At 57.2% G+C, this 18542-nt stretch carries 18 protein-coding genes; 8 read left to right on the forward strand and 10 right to left on the reverse strand.

Translation table 11 applies throughout. The features are described from left to right. The first annotated feature begins 27 nt into the window (after positions 1-27). The 3 genes from SBO83_RS04885 to SBO83_RS04895 all read left to right on the forward strand — a co-directional run bounded on the left by SBO83_RS04885 (position 28) and on the right by SBO83_RS04895 (position 3103). Positions 28-579 (forward strand): NAD(P)H nitroreductase, encoded by a 552-nt coding sequence (locus SBO83_RS04885; protein WP_353502127.1) that lies wholly within the window; start codon positions 28-30, stop codon positions 577-579. Positions 580-840: 261 nt separating this feature from the next. Then, positions 841-2808 carry a DNA topoisomerase III gene (locus SBO83_RS04890; RefSeq protein ID WP_396130639.1) on the forward strand — a complete coding sequence of 656 codons (1968 nt, stop codon included), beginning with the start codon at positions 841-843 and terminating at the stop codon, positions 2806-2808. Continuing rightward, a complete protein-coding gene (locus tag SBO83_RS04895; RefSeq protein ID WP_353502125.1) occupies positions 2798-3103 on the forward strand; it encodes a DUF1496 domain-containing protein in 306 nt (101 codons plus the stop codon). The genes SBO83_RS04890 and SBO83_RS04895 overlap by 11 nt, the downstream gene beginning before the upstream one ends. A 70-nt stretch (positions 3104-3173) precedes the next feature. Here the strand turns inward: SBO83_RS04895 and SBO83_RS04900 are convergent, their stop codons facing one another. Together SBO83_RS04900 and xthA are read right to left on the reverse strand one after the other, a co-directional pair. Next, entirely contained in the window at positions 3174-3569 is a 396-nt protein-coding gene (locus SBO83_RS04900; protein WP_396130925.1) for a pyrimidine (deoxy)nucleoside triphosphate diphosphatase, read from the reverse strand. A 14-nt stretch (positions 3570-3583) separates the two neighbouring features. Further along, positions 3584-4393: an exodeoxyribonuclease III gene (gene xthA, locus SBO83_RS04905; RefSeq protein WP_396130640.1), complete on the reverse strand. Its 810-nt coding sequence runs from the start codon at positions 4391-4393 to the stop codon at positions 3584-3586. A gap of 256 nt (positions 4394-4649) precedes the next feature. Here xthA and tyrR point away from each other — a divergent pair, with 256 nt between their 5' ends. Further along, positions 4650-6218 (forward strand): transcriptional regulator TyrR, encoded by a 1569-nt coding sequence (tyrR, locus tag SBO83_RS04910; protein WP_396130641.1) that lies wholly within the window; start codon positions 4650-4652, stop codon positions 6216-6218. A gap of 81 nt (positions 6219-6299) precedes the next feature. On the opposite strand, the gene tpx is transcribed toward tyrR, so the two are convergent. Further along, positions 6300-6803 (reverse strand): thiol peroxidase, encoded by a 504-nt coding sequence (gene tpx / locus SBO83_RS04915; RefSeq protein WP_396130642.1) that lies wholly within the window; start codon positions 6801-6803, stop codon positions 6300-6302. A gap of 277 nt (positions 6804-7080) precedes the next feature. Here tpx and ycjG point away from each other — a divergent pair, with 277 nt between their 5' ends. Continuing rightward, the gene (gene ycjG / locus SBO83_RS04920; RefSeq protein ID WP_396130643.1) at positions 7081-8061 is read left to right on the forward strand and encodes an L-Ala-D/L-Glu epimerase; all 981 of its coding nucleotides are present in this window, start codon (positions 7081-7083) and stop codon (positions 8059-8061) included. 5 nt (positions 8062-8066) lie between these two features. On the opposite strand, the gene mpaA is transcribed toward ycjG, so the two are convergent. Then, entirely contained in the window at positions 8067-8783 is a 717-nt protein-coding gene (gene mpaA, locus SBO83_RS04925) for a murein tripeptide amidase MpaA (RefSeq protein WP_396130644.1), read from the reverse strand. Between the two features lie 231 nt (positions 8784-9014). Here mpaA and SBO83_RS04930 point away from each other — a divergent pair, with 231 nt between their 5' ends. The 3 genes from SBO83_RS04930 (at position 9015) to SBO83_RS04940 (ending at position 12305) form a co-directional block, all read left to right on the forward strand. Further along, positions 9015-10649 (forward strand): peptide ABC transporter substrate-binding protein, encoded by a 1635-nt coding sequence (locus tag SBO83_RS04930; RefSeq protein ID WP_396130645.1) that lies wholly within the window; start codon positions 9015-9017, stop codon positions 10647-10649. A 104-nt stretch (positions 10650-10753) separates the two neighbouring features. Then, positions 10754-11137, forward strand: coding sequence for a hypothetical protein (locus SBO83_RS04935; protein ID WP_353502116.1), 384 nt, complete (start codon positions 10754-10756; stop codon positions 11135-11137). Positions 11138-11312: 175 nt separating this feature from the next. Continuing rightward, positions 11313-12305 (forward strand): fatty acid desaturase, encoded by a 993-nt coding sequence (locus SBO83_RS04940; protein WP_396130646.1) that lies wholly within the window; start codon positions 11313-11315, stop codon positions 12303-12305. Between the two features lie 59 nt (positions 12306-12364). Here SBO83_RS04940 and SBO83_RS04945 read toward each other — a convergent pair whose 3' ends face one another. The 6 genes from SBO83_RS04945 to SBO83_RS04970 form a co-directional block, all read right to left on the reverse strand. Next, a complete protein-coding gene (locus tag SBO83_RS04945; RefSeq protein ID WP_396130647.1) occupies positions 12365-13699 on the reverse strand; it encodes an NtaA/DmoA family FMN-dependent monooxygenase in 1335 nt (444 codons plus the stop codon). A 50-nt stretch (positions 13700-13749) separates the two neighbouring features. Next, entirely contained in the window at positions 13750-14649 is a 900-nt protein-coding gene (locus SBO83_RS04950; RefSeq protein WP_396130926.1) for a glycine betaine ABC transporter substrate-binding protein, read from the reverse strand. Between the two features lie 76 nt (positions 14650-14725). After that, on the reverse strand, positions 14726-15394 hold the full coding sequence (locus SBO83_RS04955) for an ABC transporter permease subunit (protein WP_396130648.1): 669 nt from the start codon (positions 15392-15394) through the stop codon (positions 14726-14728). Continuing rightward, entirely contained in the window at positions 15394-16023 is a 630-nt protein-coding gene (locus SBO83_RS04960) for an ABC transporter permease subunit (protein WP_396130649.1), read from the reverse strand. Before SBO83_RS04960 ends, SBO83_RS04955 begins: the two co-directional genes overlap by 1 nt. After that, entirely contained in the window at positions 16016-17095 is a 1080-nt protein-coding gene (locus SBO83_RS04965) for an ATP-binding cassette domain-containing protein (RefSeq protein WP_396130650.1), read from the reverse strand. Before SBO83_RS04965 ends, SBO83_RS04960 begins: the two co-directional genes overlap by 8 nt. Positions 17096-17302: 207 nt before the next feature. Next, a complete protein-coding gene (locus SBO83_RS04970; protein WP_396130651.1) occupies positions 17303-18520 on the reverse strand; it encodes an MFS transporter in 1218 nt (405 codons plus the stop codon). Positions 18521-18542: the final 22 nt, after the last annotated feature.

Here is an 18542-nt window from a genome sequence, read left to right on the forward strand (position 1 = left end):
TTATCAAAAGCGCTTAGGGAGATTTAAATGGACGCTCTAGACTTATTGTTGAATCGCCGTTCGGCTTCACGCTTGGCGGCTCCAGCCCCGGCGGGCGAGGCACTGCAAAACATCATTAATGCGGGTATGCGCGCCCCTGACCACGGAGCCTTACAGCCGTGGAAGTTTGTTATCGCCGAAAACGATGGCCTGACGCGCTTTAGCGAGTTACTGCGCGCCGCCGCCATCAAAGACGGTGCCGATGAGAAGGCGATTGAAAAGGCCACTCAGGCACCGCTGCGTGCGCCGCAAATCATCACCATTATCGCCAACTGCAAAGAGAGCGCCAAAGTGCCAGAGTGGGAGCAGGTGGTTTCTGCGGGCTGTGCGGTGCAGGCGATGCAAATGGCCGCGCTGGCTCAGGGCTTTAACGGCATCTGGCGCACCGGCGCGTGGACCGATCACCCAGACGTTCGCGCCGCATTCAAATGTGGACCAACCGACAAAATCGTCGGCTTCCTCTACCTCGGCACGCCGCAGCTGAAGTCCAGCACTCAGGTGATCCCGGCCGACAGCAGCGCTTTCGTCTCTTATCTGTAATGAGCTTCAGTGGCAGATAAACCGCCATTCGCTGCTCTGAAATTCGCCGGTTTAGCGGGCATTATTCCGATAAACCGGTATTTCGCTGACTTTGTGAGCGACCATTCTACTCTCGACCCCTTCGTGACTTACCAATTCCTCCGCCAACGGCTAACATAGTCCTACCTGCACCCCCAACGATGCTGTGAACAAAGGATGGACGATGAGACTCAGGGCGATAAAAACGGTATTACCCAATCTGACAGTTAAGGATGCTGCCTGATGCGTTTATTTATTGCCGAAAAGCCCAGCCTGGCTCGCGCTATCGCTGACGTTTTGCCAAAACCTCATCGTCGCGGCGACGGTTTTATCGCCTGCGGCAACGATCAGGTCGTTACCTGGTGCGTCGGCCATTTGCTGGAGCAGGCGCAGCCCGATGCCTACGACAGCCGCTATGCGCGCTGGAACCTCAACGACTTGCCGATTATCCCCGAGAAATGGCAGCTTCAGCCGCGCTCTTCGGTCGCTAAGCAGCTGAATGTTATTAAAAAACTGCTGTTGGAAGCCACTCAGGTTATCCACGCGGGTGACCCGGATCGCGAAGGGCAACTGCTGGTGGACGAGGTGCTGGACTACCTCGAACTGACGCCGGAAAAACGCCAAAGCGTGCAACGCTGCCTGATTAACGACCTCAACCCGCAGGCCGTAGAACGCGCCGTTGAGCGCCTGCGCGATAATCGCGACTTTATTCCGCTCTGCGTCTCGGCGCTGGCGCGCTCCCGCGCCGACTGGCTTTATGGCATCAATATGACCCGCGCCTATACCATTTTGGGGCGCAACGCGGGCTATAACGGCGTGCTCTCCGTCGGACGGGTGCAGACGCCGGTACTCGGGCTGGTGGTGCGCCGCGACGAAGAGATTGAAAACTTCGTCCCTAAAGATTATTTCGAAGTCAAAGCCCATATCGTCACGCCGCTGGATGAGCGATTTGTGGCGCTGTGGCAGCCGAGCGAGTCCTGCGAGCCCTATCAGGATGAAGAGGGCCGACTGCTGCACCGCCCGCTGGCCGACCACGTGGTGGCGCGCATTGCGGGCCAGCCCGCGCTAGTCACCGGCTACAACGACAAGCGCGAAAACGACACCGCGCCGCTGCCGTTTTCCCTCTCCTCATTACAGATTGAAGGTTCGAAAGCCTTTGGTCTCAGCGCCCAGCAAATCCTCGATATTTGCCAGCGGCTGTATGAAACGCACAAATTGATTACGTATCCGCGTTCGGATTGCCGATACCTGCCTGAAGAGCATTTTGCCGGGCGGCACTCGGTGCTCAATGCCATCAGCATCCATCAGCCCGATTTACTGCCGCAGCCGGTGGTGGACGTGGATAAACGCAATCGCTGCTGGGATGACAAAAAGGTGGATGCTCACCACGCCATTATCCCGACGGCGCGCAGCAGCAAGGTCAATCTCACCGACGACGAGCAGAAGATCTATAATCTGGTGGCACGCCAGTATTTGATGCAGTTCTGCCCGGACGCCGTTTTCCGCAAATGCGTGATTGATCTGGATATCGCCGGGGGCAAGTTCATTGCCAAGGCGCGTTTTCTGGCCGAAGCGGGCTGGCGCACCCTGTTGGGCAGCAAAGAGCGTGACGAAGAGAATGAAGGCACGCCGCTGCCGGTGGTCGCCAAGGGCGATGAATTGCTGTGCGAACGAGGTGAAGTGGTCGAGCGACAAACCCAGCCGCCACGGCCTTTTACCGACGCCACGCTGCTCTCCGCGATGACCGGGATCGCCCGTTTCGTGCAGGACAAGGCATTGAAGAAAATCCTGCGCGCCACCGACGGTTTAGGCACTGAAGCCACCCGCGCGGGGATTATTGAGCTGCTGTTCCGCCGCGAGTTCCTCTACAAGAAGGGGCGCTATATTCACTCGAGCGACACTGGCCGGGCGCTGATCCACTCGCTGCCAGACATTGCCGGACGCCCGGATATGACTGCTGACTGGGAGTCCACGCTGACCCGTATCAGTGAGAAAAATTGCCGCTATCAGGACTTTATGCAGCCTCTGGTCGCGACCTTACAGAGCCTGATCATTCAGGCGAAAACCAACCGGGTATCGTCGGCGTTTCGCAGTATTCCGTCCAAACCGGCGGGTGCAGGCAAGGCGGCGAGCGGTGCCAAAGGCGCGAAGAGCGCCCCTAAACGCCGTAAGGCACCGCCAAAAGGTAAGGAAGCGACCCATGATGAATAAACTGATAATGGCCGTGTTAGGCAGTTCGCTGCTGCTGGCCGCGCCCGCGATGGCCAATCGCCCTGGCATCGGCAATGGTGCAGATATCGTGGTTCCCCTGCCGCCGCAGGTGTGGGAGAACAGCGCCAATGCCAATCAAAATAGCGCGCCGACCTGTCATAACTGCTGCATTTACAATAACAAAAGCTACACCGAAGGGGCGGTGGTAACAGCAGACAGCATTGTATTGCAGTGCGTGCGCGACCCGCAGGTGGTGGGCACTAACGATTTGAAATGGGAACGGATGAAGAAGTAACGCCAGCCGTTCTGCAAGTGATCAGTGAATAGCAAAAGGGCGCCGAGAGGGCGCCCTTAGTTTTATTCATCTAGCCTGAGTGCCTAGCGCAGTAGGCTTCCAGCAAGGGGACATCGGCCGGGGCCAGCGCGTAGCTAAACGCCTGTTGCGGCGTCACCCAAACATATTCCGAGTGACAACGTAACGTAATGTCACCTTGGAAAGCCGAAACGCGCCAGGCGTGCAGGCGTATGATCCGCGCCGTCTGGGGAGTGTCGTGACTGGCAACCCAAGCTTCCACCTGTACATCGATGGCCATCTCTTCCTGCAACTCACGAATCAACGCCTGTGGCTGAGTTTCCCCGGCTTCTACTTTGCCACCGGGGAACTCCCACAGGCCTGCCTGATCGCTGGAGGCGTCGCGGCGAGCCAGCAGAATGTTGCCATCCCGCTCAATGATCGCCGCCACCACGTCCACTATCGGCAGAGCCGCCTTGTCGGTCATTTCAGGTCGAATTCGGCCCACACCGGCGCGTGGTCAGAAGGCTTTTCCATTGCACGAATGTCGTAATCGATGCCAGTGGCGATGCAGCGCGCCGCCAGCGGGGTGCTGGCTAACAGCAGGTCGATGCGCAGGCCGCGGTTTTCATCAAAGCCTTTAGAGCGATAGTCGAACCACGAGAACCGATCGTTCACCTCTGGGTTGGCGAAACGGAAAGTATCCACCAAGCCCCAGCCTTTCAGGCGATCCATCCACTCGCGCTCTTCTGGCAAGAAGGAGCACTTGCCGGTGCGCAGCCAGCGTTTGCGGCTGTCTTCGCCAATGCCGATATCCAAATCGGTCGGGCTGATGTTCACATCGCCCATCACCAGCACCGGATTTTGTACCGACAGGTGATTTGTCAGGTAGTCCTGCAAATCCTGATAGAAACGCGCTTTGGCGGGGAATTTGGTCGGGTGGTCACGACTTTCGCCCTGTGGGAAGTAGCCGTTAATCACGGTCAGCAGGCCCTGCGGGGTTTCGATATCCGCCATGATGATGCGGCGCTGGGCGTCTTCTTCGTCGCCCGGGAAGCCACGGCGCACGGCAACTGGCTCCTGCTTGGTGAGCATCGCCACGCCGTAGTGACCTTTTTGGCCGTGATAGAAAACGTGGTAGCCGTGCTGGCTAACCTCTTCCAGCGGGAACATATCGTCATGCACTTTGGTTTCTTGCAGGCCGATAACGTCTGGCTGATGTTGCTCGATAAGGGCGGCGAGTTGGTGCGGACGCGCGCGCAATCCGTTGATATTAAAGGAGACGAACTTCATAGTCGGGAACCATTTTAGACGGTGAAATCAGCAGCCGATGTTAGCAGATAATTTTTGCCAATGGTACGAGGGCGGCACTGCTCAGCTTTTGAACATATTTTCAAAAATTGAAGATAATTGAGTCTTGTCCTAAGATTTTTCTGCTAATTATTACAATTTTCTGTCAACATTTTGTGACAGTCTCTTCTTCCGCTGTACTTGAGAGAGTATTATTCTCACCAGCGATTTCCGCACCGGCAGAAAAAGGTCAACACTGATGCGTCTGGAAGTTTTTTGCGAAGACCGCTTGGGTCTTGCCCGAGAGTTACTCGATTTATTGGTTCTGCGTAGCATTGATCTGCGCGGCATTGAGATTGCGGCCAGTGGTCGTATTTACCTTAATTTCTCCCAACTGGATTTTGACACTTTCCGCGCGTTGATGGCCGAAATTCGGCGCATCGACGGCGTGACGGATGTCCGCACCGTGGCATTCATGCCTTCTGAACGCGAGCACCGTGCGCTGCGCGCCTTGCTGGTTTCCATGCCAGAACCGGTTTTCTCCATCGACATGAAAGGCAAGGTTGATCTCGCCAACCCGGCCGCGCTGGCGCTGTTTGAAATGGACGAAGACAAAATTCGCCAACAGCCCGCCGCCAGCCTGATCACCGGCTATAACATTACCCGCTGGCTGGAGAATGAATCCAGCCGCCCGCACTCCGAGCGCGTGGTGATCCGCAGTCAGGATTTCCTGATGGACCTGACGCCGATTGAGCTGAACGACGAGCAGCAGGCCAGCGAAATGGTCGGCGCGGTGGTGATGCTCAAATCCACGGCGCGCATGGGCCGCCAGTTGCAAGACTTAACCGTCAACGATGACAGCGAGTTTGACCACATTGTGGCGGTGAGCAGCAAAATGCGTCAGGTGTTGGAGCAGGCGCGCAAGCTGGCGATGCTCGATGCGCCGCTGCTGATTGTCGGCGATACCGGCACCGGCAAGGATTTACTGGCCCACGCCTGCCATCTGCGCAGCGCGCGCGGCAAGAAGCCGTTCCTCGGCCTGAACTGCGCCTCACTGCCGGATGAAGTGGTGGAGAGCGAGCTATTTGGCTACGCCGCCGGGGCTTACCCAAACGCGGTAGAAGGCAAAAAAGGCTTCTTCGAGCAGGCTAACGGCGGCTCGGTGCTGCTGGATGAAATCGGCGAAATGTCGCCAAGAATGCAGATCAAGCTGCTGCGCTTCCTCAATGACGGCACTTTCCGTCGCGTGGGTGAAGAGCATGAGGTGAAAGTGGATGTGCGCGTGATGTGCGCCACCCAGAAGAATTTGGTGGAGCTGGTACAGCGCGGCGAATTCCGCGAGGATCTCTATTATCGCCTTAACGTGCTCACCGTGACGCTGCCGCCGCTGCGCGAACGTCAGGCCGACGTGATGCCGCTCACCGAGCTGTTCGTGGCGCGTTTCTCCGACGAGCAGGGGATGCCGCGTCCGAAGCTCTCTTCCCAACTGGCTAATTACCTCACGCACTACGGCTGGCCGGGTAACGTTCGCCAACTGAAAAACGCCATTTACCGGGCGTTAACCCAGTTAGAAGGCGGCGAGCTGCGCCCGCAGGACGTGGTTCTGCCTGACTTTGATGCCGAAGTGGCGCTGGGGGAAGAGGCGCTGAACGGCTCGCTGGACGACATCAGCAAGCGTTTTGAGCGTTCGGTGTTAACCCGGCTTTATCGCACTTATCCAAGTACACGTAAGCTGGCGAAGCGTCTCGGCGTCTCCCACACCGCGATTGCCAACAAGCTGCGCGAGTACGGTCTGAGCAGCCGCAAGCCCGACGGCAGCGACGAATAATCGCCGTATTCAGCTTTAACAAAATCATAAAAAAGCCCTGCAAACGCAGGGCTTTGTCTTGTAAGCCTTAGGCCAGAGCTACTATTTCAGTACGGCCAGGGCAGCTTCGTAATTAGGTTCAGTAGTGATTTCGTTCACCAGCTCACTGTGCAGCACGTTGTCCTGGCCATCTAGCACGATAACCGCACGAGCCGTCAGACCCGCCAATGGGCCATCGGTGATCGCCACGCCGTAGTCATTCTTGAACTCGCCGCCGCGCAGGGTGGAGAGGGTAACTACGTTTGACAGGCCTTCAGCGCCGCAGAAGCGTGACTGCGCGAACGGCAGGTCGGAAGAAATACACAGCACCACGGTGTTGTCTACTTCACCCGCCAGCTGGTTGAATTTACGCACGGATGCCGCACAAACGCCGGTGTCGATGCTTGGGAAGATGTTCAGCACCTTGCGTTTACCTACAAAACTGCTCAGGCTGACATCAGAGAGATCTTTTGCGACTAAAGTAAAAGGCTTAACGTTATCGCCGACCTGTGGGATTTGGCCAGCAACGCTAACCGGGTTGCTCTGAAAATGTACTGTCTGGGTCATGATATTTTCCTTTGTACAGATGAGACAAACGGCCCTCAGTTTAGGATAACAATTGTGAATTGGATATATAAAGTTTGCTAAATAATTGTTTTCCCGTCGAAGTTTTGGGCGAAGCCGCGGGGGCTGTGCGCGATATCCCAAGTTACTGATCCAAATTAACTTCAGGTCATTTTCTGACTTGCTGAAAAGCGCCAATTTCAACTACTTTGGAAAAAGAGACGCGGTGTTAAACCTTTGAGCATGGGCCGAAGGTGGCAGAGGAAAATTGGGAGCCGTTATGAGAAGTGTGCGCTTTTATCCAGAAGCCTGGCCGTTACACACGGCCTTTGTCATTTCACGGGGGAGTCGAACCGAGGCGAGGGTGGTCACGGTAGAAATTGAACACAATGGCGTGCGCGGCGTTGGCGAATGCACCCCTTATCCGCGCTATGGCGAAAGCGAAACCAGCGTGATGGAGCAGATAGCCAGCGTGCTGCCCGCTATCGAGCAGGGCGCCAGCCGCGACGAGCTACAGCGCCTGCTGCCCGCCGGAGCGGCGCGCAACGCCCTCGACTGCGCGCTGTGGAATTTGGAGAGTCAGCAGACCGGGCGCAGCCTTTGGGATCTCACCGGCATTGAGCCGCTTTCCTCCATCAGCATGGCCCAGACCCTGAGTGTGGATACCCCCGAGGCGATGGCCGCCGCCGCCTTAACGCACCAGAAAAACGGCGCAACCCTGCTGAAAGTGAAACTTGACGATCGCATGATTGCCGAGCGCATGGTGGCGATCCGCAGCGCCGTGCCGCACGCGACGTTAATCGTTGATGCCAATGAGTCGTGGCAGAGCGAAGGGCTGGCGTCGCGCTGCCAGCTGCTGGCGGATTTAGGCGTCATGATGCTTGAGCAGCCACTTCCCGCCGGGCAGGACTCCGCGCTGGAGAACTTCATCCATCCGCTGCCAATTTGTGCCGATGAAAGCTGTCACACGCTGGAAGGGTTGGAGGCGCTGCAAGGTCGCTATGAGATGGTCAACATCAAGCTGGATAAAACCGGCGGCTTGACCGAGGCGCTAAGGTTGGCGTCAGGGGCCCATGCGCTAGGTTTTGACATCATGCTGGGCTGCATGTTGTGTACGTCACGGGCGGTGCGCGCCGCGCTACCGCTGGCCGCCGGGGCGAAGTTTGTTGACCTCGACGGCCCAACCTGGCTCGCGCAGGACGTCGATCCGCCGCTGGCTTTCCACTGCGGAGTGATTGACCTCGCAGGCTCCGCCCAGTAAAAAAGTTAAGGCTCGTCCGCCGCGCCGGTGAGCAGGTCGATTAGCGCCTGTAGGTAGACTTCACTGGCGTGGTCCGCCGACACCGGTGGGTATTCCGCCGTAATGCAGTGCAACCCCAAGTCCTCACACCAGCTGCCGAAAGAGCCGGGCGTGGCGTAACCCACGCTGGTCACCAGCGGCAGGCTGAAGGCGTTAGCCAGCCAAGCCCCCAGCGGCGAAGTGTGCGGGTCTTCAATGCAGGCCAGCGGCTCGTGAAACGTCACCACCCACTTCGGAGCAAGCTGGTGGATCAAATGGCACAGCGCCTGTGTCTCTAGCTCTGATCCGGCCTTTTCCCCGGTCGACAACACTACGTCACGTTCCTGCGCCGCGCTGTTCCAGCGATAAACCGTGTCGCCGCTTTTCCAGTTAGCGCTGGGGAAGTTGCGATTGAGATCTACCCCGTTGGCATTGGCGCGCAGCCCCAGCTGGCAGCCGTCAGGGTTTACCGCCAATACCACGTGATGGCGCAGTTGCTCGGGTTTAATCGAGCGTAACGCGCAGGAGAGAGAAACCACGGCGGCGGTTTCATCGCCGTGAGTCCCCGCCAGAATCAGTCCGGTACTGTCATCGGGCTTGGCAGCCGGGAAATAGATCAGCGGCGCGCCAAGCAGCGACTTGCCGTAGGGCAATCCAAGATTACTGAGTTTTCCGCGCAGGGGACGGGGAATTAAGGCGCTCATAACAGTTCCGTTATTAGAGGTTTGAATAACTTTTTTTACCGCAGTTTGCCCGTTGAATGTAGTTTTATTGTCTACAGCAGGGCGCGAATCACCTTTTTTCTGCAAACTGCGCCGGCTTGCCGAAGTTTTGTGCGCCAAGACAAATCTGTAACGAATTTTTATAGGGTATGAATTCAATGAATGGTACAACTCAGTAACATCATTAAATCAATTGCTTGTCGGGAGTCGACCATGCCTCAGGGAAAACAGTCTCATCTCTTCGCTTATTCGCTTTGCGCCGGTTTAGTGGCGCTGTCACTAGGAACCGTAAGCGCCGCGCAGGTTCCGGCCGGGACCCAGTTGGCCGATAAGCAAGAAATTGTCCGTCATATCAAAGATGAACCCGCCTCGCTCGACCCGACCAAGGTCATTGGCCTGCCTGAAGCTCAGGTGGTGCGCGACCTGTTCGAAGGGTTAGTCAATCAGGATGCCAATGGCAAAAGCGTGCCGGGCGTCGCCGAAAGCTGGCACACGCAGGACAACCAAACCTTCGTCTTCAATCTGCGCAAAGACGCGCGCTGGTCAAACGGTGACCCTGTCACTGCGAAAGATTTCGTTTATAGCTGGCGTCGACTGGTGGACCCGAAAGGGCTGTCCACCGGCGCATGGTTTGCTGGCCTGGCCGGAATTCAAAACGCTGACGCCATTATTGCGGGCAAAATGCCGGTGGATAAACTTGGCGTGACCGCCGTCAGCGACACCCAGCTGAAAGTGCAGTTAGAGCGCCCGGTGCCTTACTTCGTCAGCCTGCTGGCGAATTTCAGCCTGTTCCCGGTACATCAGGCCACGGTTGAGAAATATGGTGAAGACTGGACCAAGCCCGGCAATATGGTGGGTAACGGCGCTTTCGTACTGAAAGACCGCGTGGTGAATGAAAAGCTGGTGCTCGAGCCGAATCCGCACTACTGGGATCACGCCCATACGGTGCTGACCAAAGTGACCTTTGTGCCGATTAACAAAGAGTCCAATGCCACTAAACGCTATCTGGCCGATGACATCGACATCACCGAATCTTTCCCGAAAGACCAGTATCAGAAGCTGCTGAAGGACATTCCGGGGCAGGTTTATACCCCGTTCCAGCTGGGGACTTACTACTACGCGTTTAACACCAAGCGTGCGCCGACCGATGACCCGCGCGTGCGTCAGGCCCTGTCCTACAGCATCGACCGTAAAATTATTGCTGAGAAAGTCTTGGGCACCGGCGAGATCCCGGCCTATCACTTCACGCCGGACGTCACAAACGGCTTCAAGCCGAGCAAAAGTATTCTCCAGCAATACTCGCAGGCAGAGCTGGACTCGCAGGCCAAAGGGCTGCTGGCGGCGGCGGGCTATGGCCCTAACAAGCCGCTCAAGCTTACCCTGCTGTACAACACTTCTGAGAGCCACCAGAAGATTGCTATCGCCGTGGCCTCAATGTGGAAGAAAACCCTGGGGGCCGACGTCAAGCTGGTCAATCAGGAGTGGAAAACCTACATCGACAGCCGCAATACCGGCAACTTCGACGTGATCCGCGCCTCTTGGGTCGGCGACTACAATGAAGCCTCCACCTTCCTGTCGCTGCTGACCTCTACCCACAACAGCAACATTAGCAAATTTAGCAACGCCGATTACGACAAAGCCGTGAGTGACGCCAGCCGTGAAACCAACGACGCGCGCCGCAACGACGATTACAACCGGGCCGAGCAGATCATCGCCGAGCAGGCTCCGATCGCGCCGATCTACCAGTACACCAACGGCCGCCTGATCAAACCTTGGGTGAAAGGCTATCCGATCACTAACCCGGAAGACGTGGCTTACAGTCAAGAGATGTACATTATTAAGCACTGATATTTGGCTCATAGCAGTTAACGCAGCAAAGAAGAGCACCCTGTCGCAGAGGTGCTCTTTCTCTTGGCGGCGATGAACAAAAAACCATAAAACGGAGTTAGAAAATGGAAGAAGTGAGTAAAGCCAAGCGCCCGATACTAGCGATGGTTTTGGCGGTATTCTTGGTTTTAAAAATGCTTTCTGGCTGGGATTTTGTCATGAAGGCGTCGGGGCCGACGGTGTATATCGTGGCGCTACAGCTGCTGATCGTGGCGTACGTGGTATTTAAAATGAACACGCGCGGCGGGGGCGTGAAAGCGATTAACCTGCTGATGGGGCTGGTGGCGATAGTCATCCTGCTCGATATGTCGATTATTGGCATCATCTTCAGCGGCAAGGCGATCCCCAAAGAGTTCTACCCGCAAATGCTGGGCGCCGAGCTGATCTATATTCTGACCATTATTTATCTCTATTTCTCGAAAAAGCTCAAAGCTTTCAAAGCTGCGTAGTCGAGAATTCAGCACGGATTTTCCCCGCTATTTTCACCCCCGTAAAACCATGCATTTACGGGGGATTCTTCTAAGCAATTCAGTGACTAAGCTTAGCAATTCAAATCACTTGTGGTTTCCCCCTCGCTGATTAATCTCTGGCTGATTAATTCATCACATTTGCCAGTGGATCATCATGAGTGGAAGGGCATCGGTTTATTTAAATGAGCAGCAGCGCGAGGCGGTGCAGGCGCTGCATCGCAGCTGGTTGTGGCGCACGGAGCTGCCAACCTGGCTGCTGATCATCACCATTTATAGCGGCTGGTTTGTTACCGTGGCCTACTGGCAGACGCTGGGGCGGCTACCCGCGACCCTGCTGCTTATCTGGTTCAGCACCTGGTATATGTCTCTACAGCACGAGCTGCTGCACGGCCATCCGACCCGTTTCCCCCGGCTGAACCAGCTGTTCGGCCTGCTGCCATTTTCCATCTGGTACCCGTACGGCACCTATCGCGACCTGCACCTTAAGCACCATTTTGATGAAGATCTCACCGTGCCGGAAACCGACCCCGAGAGTTACTATTTTACCGAGCGCCGCTGGCACCATTTTAACGGCCTACAGCGCCAGCTGGTGCGACTGCGCAATACCTTTCCGGGGCGACTACTGTTAACGCCGTTGCTAACCATGCGTTTTACCTTCGTCAATATTTGGCACTCTTTTCGCTATCGCCGCCCGGCATCGATGGCGATGTGGTCGGTGCATCTGCTGTTACTGATTCCGGTGCTGGGCTGGCTGGTGAAGCACGACTTTGGGGTGATCTACTATCTGCTGGCAGTGACCTGGCCGATGCTGGCGATGACCAAGGTGCGATCCTTCTTCGAGCACCGCGCGGCGGAGGATCCCGAAGCCCGCACGGTGATCAACGAGGCGGGCTGGTTCTGGCGGCTGCTGTTCCTTAATCTCAACTACCACTCGGTGCATCACGACCTGCCGCGCGTGCCGTGGTACGGCTTGCCGCAGGTCTACCGCGCCAATAAAGCTGACTATCTGGCGCGCAATCAGGGCTTTCTGGTCAACGGCTATGGCGAGCTGATGCGTGAACACCTGATTAAACCCATCAAGGTGGAAATCAATACCTATTTCCCTCACGGACGGGTTGAGCAGCAGGAACAGGCGCAGAAGGAGTGAACTACACTCTGGTGATAAAAAAGGCCCATGTCGGGCCTTTTTGCTTTCTGTTCGAAGACTTACTGAGGTTTAGCGAACTGGTTAACCACCGGCGGCAGTCCCAGCTTTTCACGTAGGGTGCCGGGCTGGTAGGCCTGTTTCATCACGCCACGGGCTTTCAGCAGGGGCGCGACCTGCTCAATAAAGTTGTCAAGATCCACCGGCAGGAAGGGGAACATCAGGTTATAGCCGTCGACGGCACCGGCGTGGAAGGCCTCCGTCAGCTTGTCGGCTACCTCTTCGGCAGTTCCCAGTACCAGCCAGCTGTCGGAGCTTTGCAGCAGCAGGCGGCCCAGCTCCAGCACCGTCAGCTTCTTGTCGTAGCCGCGAATAATGCTGAGCGCGGTGCGCAGGCCATCGAAATCCTGCTCATCCGGCAACGGTGGCAGCGGGGCGTGAGGATCGTACACGCTCAGATCCATGCGCAGATAGGTGCTGAGCAGGTCGAGCGCCATCTGGTCGTTCATTAGCGATTCGATCAGCCGCTGGCGCTGCTGTTTCTCTTCTTCACTGTTAACCACCACCGGCAGCACGCCACCGAGGATTTTGAAATGCGCCGGATCGCGGCCGTTTTCGCGCAGGCGGCGGTCCATGTCGGCGCGGTAAATCAGCCCCTTTTCGATATCACGCATAAATACAAAGTGAATGTCAGCCTGCGCGGCGGCCAGCTGTTTGCCGGATTCCGAAGAGCCGGCCTGTACCACAATAGGGTGGCCCTGCGGCGGGCGCGGCAGGTTGAGCGGGCCGCGCACCCTGAAGAATTCTCCTTCATGGTTCAACTGATGCACTTTCTGCGGGTCAGTGAAATAGCCGCTCTGCTTGTCAATCAGCACCGCGTCATCCTGCCACGAGTCCCAGAGTTTGCGCACGACATCGATAAATTCGGCGGCGCGCTGATAGCGGGTGTCATGCTTCGGCAGCTGCTCTAAGCCGTAGTTAGCGGCTTCTTCTGGCAGCCACGATGTGACCACGTTCCAGCTGGCGCGGCCCTCGCTGAGAAAGTCCAGGGAGGAAAAATAGCGGGCCAGATTGTAAGGCTCGTTGTAGGAGGTGGACGCGGTGGCCATCAGGCCAATGTGCTCGGTGACGGCAGAGAGCGCGGCGAGCAGGGTGATCGGCTCCAGGCGCGGATTGGCGTAGTGGGCCATGCCGCTCGGCACGGTGTCCCAGACGGCCACGTGGTCGGCGATGAAAATGTTGTCCAGCGTCGCCGCCTCGGCTTTGCGAGCCAGATCGGCGAAATATTTCAGAGTAAAGATCTCGTTTCCCGGCGCGTCGGGGTGGCGCCATGAGAAACGATAATCCCCCTGAGGATTGAAGAAAAACAGATTGAATATGGCGGTTTGTTGCGACATGTCGGCTACTCGCTGTGAAGATGAGGACCCTCCCTGGCCCGCGGACGGCGCTATTTCGCCGCCAGTTTGTCTTTAACCCACTGCTCGGCGACCTTGGCCGGATCTTTATGATCCACGTCCACCTGCTTGTTCAGTTGGATAATGTCTTGGGTGGTCAGGTGCGCGGAAACGTTGTTCAGCACCTCTTCCACTTTTGGCGATACCGCGCCTTTATGGATCAGCGGCACCAGATTCTGCGCGGGCTGCTCGTGCTTATCGTCTTCCAGCACCACCCAGTTCTCTTTCGCCAAATCGCCTTGGGTGGAGATGATGGTCGCCACGTCAATTTTGCGCGAATTAAGCGCCAGACGGCTCAGAGGCCCGGCGATATCCAGCGATTTGAAAGACTTAAATTTGATGCCATACACGCGCTCCAGACCCGGCAGACCAAGGGCGCGGGTGGCGACTTCTGGCGGGCCGCCGACCACCAGCTCAGGGGCGACTTTTGCCAAATCAGACAGGGTTTTCAGGTTGTACTTCTTGGCGGTTTCCGCCCGCACTGCCCACGCAGTAATGGAAGCGGCCGGAGAGGCGTTGAGCAGCTGCAAGTCGGCTGGCAGCGTTTGCTTCAGCTCGTCAGAAACTTCCTGCTCGGTGGTGGCCTTGCTGCCGCCGTGATAGTAGTTGAGCAGCGCGCCGAGATACTCCGGCACCACGTCCAACTCGCCAGATTTCAGCGCCGGAATAATGATTTCGCGGTTACCCAAGTTCAGGCGCGTTTTCACCTCAATCCCTTGCTGTTTTAGGGCGCTGGCATAGATGTTAGCCAGAATGGTTTGCTCGGAGTAGTTGGCACCGCCGATAGTCACCGTCTCGGCGTGGGCCGCGAAGGCTGCGCTTGCCATCCCAGCGGCTAACAGACTCAGCCGGAAACCTTTACCTGTTGCGGACAACCAATTTTTTATCATCATCATTGTCTTCTCTTTTATGGGTGGATGTTGTTATGGATATTGTTGTGAATGCTTTTGTGGAACTAGGTGCAGGCGGCTAACCCGCGTTAGAAATCGAAAAATGCAGCCAGCGTTTGGCGACCAGCGACATCAGCAGCTCGCAGATAATCGCCAGCAGCGAAATCACCAATGAACCCGCCACGACCTGAGGAAAGTCGCGCTGGCCCAGCCCGTCGATCAGAAAACGCCCCAGCCCATCCAGCCCGGCGTAGGCGGCGACCACCGCCGTAGCGATCAGCTGCAACAGCGAAGTGCGAATACCGGCGAAAATTAGCGGCATCGCCAGCGGGATGCGCACTTGCAGCAGGCTCTGTAACGGCGTCATGCCCATAGCTCTGGCGGCGTCGCACAGGGTTTGGTCGGCATTGCTGATGCCCACATAGGTGTTGGTCAGCATCGGCGGAATAGCCAGCGCCACCAGCGCGATAAACACCGGCACGTCGGTAAAGCCAAACAACATGATGCACAGCAGAATAATGCCCAGCGAGGGGAAGGCCTGGCCGATGTTAAACAGGTTGATAACCAGAAAACCGCCGCGCTTCCAGTAACCAAACAGAATGCCCAGCGGCTGGGCGATCAGCACGGCTATCACCAGACTGACCAGCACGTAATAGAGGTGCTGCCCAAAGCGTTGCCAGATACCCAAATCGCCGGACCAGTGGTCAGCCTGCAAGAACCAGTGCCAGGTTTCAGTAATGATGTTCATCAGCGCGTCCACCCTGTCAGGCGATAGCCGAGGTGGGTTATCGCAAAATCGAGAGTCAGCGACAGCACCAGACTGAGCAGCAGGCTCACTAGAATGGGCGTCAGGAAGTTTTGGTTAAAGCCGAGGATCATCAGCTGCCCCAAGCCACCTTGGCCAATCAACGCGGTGACGATCACCAGCCCGACCAGCGTCACCGAGGCCACGCGCAGCCCGGCAAACAGAGAAGGCAGGATCAGGAAGATTTCGATGTCGATAAAGCGACCAAAGCGCGTATAGCCAAGGGCGCGGGCCGACTCCAGCACTTCGGCGGGGAGCTTCTGCATGCCCGCCAGCACGTTGCGCAGTAGGATCAGCAGTGAATAGAGGGTCAAGCCAATCACCGAGGTGGTCATCGACAGCCCGGTCCACGGCAGCAGCAGGATAAACAGCGCCAACGAGGGAATGGTAAACAGCACGCCGCTGACTGAAATCAGCGGGCCAGCCACTGCGGGCCAGGCAATAGAAACCAGCAGCATGAGCGCGGTGATGCCGGTGCCGAGCGCCAAAGAGAGCAGCACCATTTGCAGATGTTGCAGCGTCAGTTCGCCAATCATTGCCGAGTTATCGGATATCCACTGCCATTCAATCATGGGTGTGCAGCTCCTGATGATGGCTTAACGCCTGACTCAGCAAACTGGCGTCGATGGCTCCGGCGTAGCTGCCGTCGGCCGCCACGCGCACCAGCACGCCCTGCGGCACCTCCAGCAAATCGCTGTAGGCTTTGCGCAATGAGTAGTGCTCCTCCGCGACCTGTACCGCAACTTGCTGGCCATTCTCCTGCCAGTAGAGTGGTCGGCGCTTGTTATCCAGCACCAGAGCACGTGGCTGGCCGAGCAGGGGATATCCCCCCGTCAGCGGCTGCCCGTCCTGGGTTAACAGCGAAACGCCGTGGTGCGGCAAGTCGCCGACGCGCATCATGCCGAGGCGTTTGAGATTAGGCTCCGGGCCGATGAAATCGCGGACAAAATCGCTGGCCGGGAAGGAGAGAATATTGTCCGGCGTGTCGAACTGCGCCAGGCGCCCACCCTGTTGGAAGATGGCAATGCGGTCCCCCAAACGAATGGCTTCATTAATGTCATGGGTGACCAGAATAATGGTTTTACGCAGCCGCCCCTGAAGCTCGAGCAGCTCGCCTTGCAGCTTATCTCTGACCACGGGATCGATGGCGGCGAAAGGCTCATCCATCAACAGCACCGGCGGGTCGGCGGCCAGCGCGCGGGCGATTGACACCCGGCTCTGCTGCCCGCCAGAGAGCTGGTGGGGGTAGCGTTTGAGCACAAAAGGGTCGAGGGACATCAGCGCCACCAGCTCGTCGATACGGCGGGCGATAGTGCGCTTGTCCCAGCCGAGCAGGCGCGGCACGGTGGCAATGTTCTCCGCCACGGTGCGATGGGGGAACAGCGCCGGGCTTTGCATCACAAAACCGATTTTGCGCCGTACTTGAATAATATCGGCAGTCGACAGCGGCTGGCCCTGAACATAGACCTCGCCGCTGTCGGGAATATCCAGACGATTTATCATGCGCAGCGTGGTGGTTTTGCCACAGCCGCTGGGACCAACAAAGGTGCAGAACTCGCCATCATTAATGGTGATACTCAGCGAGTGAATGGCGTGCTGGGCGTTGCCCGGGTAGGTCTTATTGATATTTTCGAGTTGGATCATAATGCGTTTTCACTTCCCATACTGCCCAGCCGGTGCTTGAAAACTCAGGGATTTCCCTTAAGTTTCAGTGCGCTATTCGGGGCAGTATTGCAGAGTCGATCGCATTCACAAATCCATCATGGTTCTAAGAATTGCCAAAAAAAGGCTATATACCGAAATATATAGCCTTGGAAGGTTTTGCGCATAAAAGCGCTGTTTTTTGAAGATTTAGTTGTGCAGGTGATGGCTTCTCAATCGCACCCAAAGACTGGCAGCGGCGGCGAGGGTGGCGACCAGCACCACGGCAGACCAGCCGCCGCTTTGCAGCGCAATACTGCCCAGCGAAGATCCTACCGCCATGCCGATAAACATGATGGTGAACAGCACGGCGTTGAGCCTGCCGCGCGCCGCCGGTTCCAGCCCAAACACAATACTTTGGTGGGAAACCAGCGTGGCCTGTACGCCCAAGTCAAAGCCGATCGCACTGAGAACGATCAGCACCAGTTGGGCATTTGTCGACAGCAGCGGCAGCATGAACATCGCCGCGAACGACAGCATCACAATTCCAGAACCCAGCTGCGTGACCCGCGACGGACCCGATTTATCCGCAATGGCGCCGGCCAGCGGCGCGGCCAATGCGCCTGCTGCTCCGGCTAAGCCGAAGGCTCCGGCTACCGCACTGCCAAGGTGATAAGTGTCATGCAGCATGATCGCAAGCGTTGACCAGAAGGCGCTGAACGCCATCGACAGCAACCCCTGAGCAATCGCCGCGCGGCGCAGTGTCGGATAGCGCTGCCACAGGTGGTACATGGATAACAGCAAGGTGCCATAGCCCAGACGCGCGCCCGGCGTGAAGCGCGGTAGGATCCGCCATAGCGCAATGCCAATCAGCGCAATACTGAAAGCCGCCAGTTGGTACATCACTCGCCAACCGTAATATTCCGCCACAAAGCCGCTGACTACTCTCGATAGCAAAATCCCAATCAAGATGCCGGACATCACGGTGCCCACGGTTTTCCCTCGCTGGGCCTCTGGAGCCAGCGCCGCCGTGGCCGGGACAATGTCCTGCGTCATGGTGGCCGCAACCCCGGTCACCAGACTGGCAAACAGCAGGCCGTGAATGGAGGGCACGAGGCTACACAGCAGCAAAGCCAAGGTCAAAAACAGGCTTTTCAGCAGGATAATCGCACGACGGTCATAACGATCGCCCAGCGGCAGCAGCAATAAAATCCCCAGCGCGTAGCCCGCCTGAGTCAACATCGGCACCATGCCGATGCTGGCTTCCGACGCGCCAACGCCGTTACCCATTAGACCCAGCATAGGCTGGCTGTAATAGATCGAGGCCACCGACAGGCCACCGGCCGTGGCTAGGGTGAAGATCATTTTGGCCGAAAGTGGCAAAGATTCGGCACTCGGCGAGGACGCGATAAGCGAAGTATCAGACATGCTATTTTCTCAACGGTGAATT

The sequence above is a fragment of the Ewingella allii genome (genome assembly GCF_044430645.1).
Classification (GTDB): Bacteria; Pseudomonadota; Gammaproteobacteria; order Enterobacterales; family Enterobacteriaceae; genus Ewingella; species Ewingella allii.